Below are 3,096 nucleotides of genomic sequence, written 5' to 3' on the forward strand. Positions count from 1 at the left end.
GGTATATTAATAATGATAAAATTTAGATGGTAAAAAATTCATAGAGAAAGAATTAGGAATAGATATTGAATACTGGAAATAATAAATAATAGGGTAAGTAATAAATAAATAATAAAGTTAAGGAGAATTATAATATGGCACAAGTTATAAATAGTGGAGAATTTAATAACCTTGTAGAAAATGCAGAGGGTATAGCTGTAGTTGACTTTTTTGCTACTTGGTGTGGACCATGTAAAATGTTAGCTCCAGTATTTCAAGAGGTAGGTAATGAATTTGAAGGAAAAGCACAATTTTATAAAATAGATATAGATCAAAGTCTAGATATAGCAAGACAATTTAACGTAAGTACAGTACCTACTATAATAGTATTTAAAAATGGTGAACCTATGGAAAGACTTGTAGGATTTATGCCTAAAGAAAATTTATTAGCTAAAATAAAAGAATATATTTAACAAAAAACTCTACAAAGTTATTATACTTTGTAGAGTTTTTTGTTAAATGACAGATATTCCAAGCATTACTATTGATAAAACAGCAAGTATTCCAACTAAAGGCATTACAAATTTAAGCCATTTATCATAAGTTACATTTATTAGTGCAAGAGGTGCATATTAGTAGATAAATCTAGATAAGCAAATTTMTTAATGAGGTGTTGTTATGAGAGGTAAAAATAAAAAAAATGAGAAAATTGAAAAAGCTGAAAAAGCAGTAAAAAAAGTAACTGACCCTATAGAAAAAGTAGGCAAAGAAGTTGTAAATGGTGTTGGAAATATTGCAAAAGAAACAGTTCAAGGAACTTTAAATGTAGGTAAAGAAGCTATAAAAACTGGAGCTAATGTAGGAAAAGAAACTATAAATACAGGTAAAAAAGTTGGAAAGGCTGTAAAAGATAGTGTAAAAAAAGATAAATAATTTAATAAAGATAGAGCATTGTAAAATTTTACATATGCTCTATTTTTATTAAAGATAGTAGTTCTAGATACTTCATCTATGTAATCATTTAAGTATAAATATATCAAAAATGATAGAAATATACATAATTAATGATTAAAATTATAATAATCGAAAAAAAATGCAAAAAAGTTACAAAAAAGTAACAAAAAGGATGTTTAAATATAAAATTTATGTTATAATTTGTGATATAATGTAATAAATTTATATAAAAATAAAATATTTTATATRAATTTATTTTTAGGAGGATTATAATATCATGGGTATAAATAAAAATTATGTAGTGGCAGGAGTGTTAGCAACAGCTTTCATTACACCATTATCAAATATAACAGAATCTTATGCATCTGAAATAAGAGTAACTACTACTAGAGTTAACTTTAGAACAGGAGCAGGGACAAACTATAAATCTATGGGAGTACTAGAAAAGGGAACAAAAGTTAATTACATAGGAACATCTGGAAATTGGACAAAAGTACAATATAATTCTAAAACAGGTTATATATGTAGTGATTATTTAGTAAAAGAAGAATCAAGTTCAATAACTACTATGTATACAACAGCAGATAGTGGATTAAATGTAAGAAAAGGTCCATCAACAAGTTACTCAAAGGTAGGAACATTATCAAAAGGAACAGCAGTTACAGTATATTCAACAAGTAATGGATGGAGTAAAATAACAGCAAATGGAATAGAAGGATATGTATCAAGTGCATACTTAAGTTCTACAAAACCATCTACATCAAATGGAAGTAGTTCATCTTCAACAAAAACTATGTATGCAACAGCAGATAGTGGATTAAATGTAAGAAAAGGTCCATCGACAACTACATATTTAAAGATGATATTCTATCATCAAAATATATACTTAAATGAGCTAATATCTGATTCCAATTTCGAATCTTTTGTGTCCATTTATCAGATATATCCATAGTTGCTAAATATAAAGATTTATGAAGTGAATCATCAGATGGAAAAACAGATTTAGATTTAGTTACTTTTCTAAGCATACGATTATAACTTTCCATTGCATTAGTAGTATATATCAAGGTTCTAATGTGCTCAGGGTATTTAAAATAAGTTGATAATTCATCCCAATTATTTCTCCAACTCCTTAATGCTATCGCATACTTATCATCCCATTTTTCCTCTAAGAGCGCTAGCTCACTTAATGCATTTTCTTCTGTTGATGCAGTATATACTTGTTTTAAATCCCTTGCAAATTCCTTCTTATGTTTATATGATATATAGTTCAAAGTGTTTCTAATCTGGTGAACTACACATCTTTGTATTTCTGTATTAGGATATACAACTTTTATGGCATCAACAAATCCTGGTAACCCATCTACTGATGCTATCAAGATATCTTTAACCCCTCTATTTTTAATTTCTGTAAGCACATTTAACCAGTATTTAGACGTTTCATTTTGTCCAACCCATATCCCTAATACTTCTTTGAGACCTTCTAAGTTTATACCTATTGCAATATATGCAGCTCTATTTACAATACGACCTTCGGTCCTAACTTTATAATGTATAGCATCCATAAAGATAACAGGATATATTGTATCTAGTGCTCTATTTTGCCATTCTTTAGCTAATGGAAGAACTCTATCCGTTATTTTAGATACCAATGAATGAGATACCTCTATACCGTAAATACTATTGATATGAGCTGATATATCTCGTGTAGACATACCTTTTGAATACATACCAATGATTTGTTCTTCTATACCAGATATATCATTTTCATAATTTTTAATAATTCTTGGTTCAAAACTACCTTGTCTATCTCTTGGAATACTTATACCAACCTCTCCAAAATCAGATTTAACGTTCTTAGTCCTATGTCCATTTCTTGAGTTTGTAGTATTTTTATTTTGATTATCATATCTGTCATATCCTAGGTGTTCATCAAGCTCCGCTTCTAACATTTCTTGAATTGTTTCTGCAAATAAATCTTTTAACATTTCTTGTACATCTCTTGTTGTTTTAACATCGTATTCTTGTATAAGTTTCTTTAAAATTTCACTTTTGTTTAACATAAAAAGTGTGCACCTTCCTTCGGATAATCTAATTTAATTATCGCACTTTTTGGAAGAATACACACTTTATTTTACAGACCCNAAAAWCCTCTTTTTATTT

4 protein-coding genes are annotated in these 3,096 nt (G+C 27.9%); 3 read left to right on the plus strand and 1 reads right to left on the minus strand.

The genetic code is table 11. The features are described from left to right. Positions 1-134: 134 nt before the first annotated feature. From trxA to G3997_RS03250, 3 genes are all read left to right on the plus strand, one after another. On the plus strand, positions 135-452 hold the full coding sequence (gene trxA / locus G3997_RS03240; RefSeq protein ID WP_296648020.1) for a thioredoxin: 318 nt from the start codon (positions 135-137) through the stop codon (positions 450-452). Between the two features lie 205 nt (positions 453-657). After that, complete coding sequence (locus G3997_RS03245; protein WP_296648023.1) at positions 658-912, plus strand: hypothetical protein; 255 nt, start codon at positions 658-660, stop codon at positions 910-912. A gap of 298 nt (positions 913-1,210) precedes the next feature. After that, a complete protein-coding gene (locus G3997_RS03250; protein ID WP_296648027.1) occupies positions 1,211-1,885 on the plus strand; it encodes an SH3 domain-containing protein in 675 nt (224 codons plus the stop codon). Here G3997_RS03250 and G3997_RS03255 read toward each other — a convergent pair. Beyond that, positions 1,779-2,996: an IS256 family transposase gene (locus tag G3997_RS03255; protein WP_296648030.1), complete on the minus strand. Its 1,218-nt coding sequence runs from the start codon at positions 2,994-2,996 to the stop codon at positions 1,779-1,781. The two genes, G3997_RS03250 and G3997_RS03255, sit on opposite strands and share 107 nt — an antisense overlap. Positions 2,997-3,096: the final 100 nt, after the last annotated feature.

The organism is Romboutsia sp. 13368, assembly GCF_018336475.1.
Taxonomy (GTDB): domain Bacteria; phylum Bacillota; class Clostridia; order Peptostreptococcales; family Peptostreptococcaceae; genus Romboutsia.

What these genes read in the sequence shown, in the direction of transcription:
- trxA (WP_296648020.1), top strand. Translation starts at nt 135, where the DNA reads ATGGCACAAGTTATAAATAGTGGAGAATTTAATAACCTTGTAGAAAAT.
- G3997_RS03245 (WP_296648023.1), top strand. Translation starts at nt 658, where the DNA reads ATGAGAGGTAAAAATAAAAAAAATGAGAAAATTGAAAAAGCTGAAAAA.
- G3997_RS03250 (WP_296648027.1), top strand. Translation starts at nt 1,211, where the DNA reads ATGGGTATAAATAAAAATTATGTAGTGGCAGGAGTGTTAGCAACAGCT.
- G3997_RS03255 (WP_296648030.1), bottom strand. Translation starts at nt 2,996, where the DNA reads ATGTTAAACAAAAGTGAAATTTTAAAGAAACTTATACAAGAATACGAT.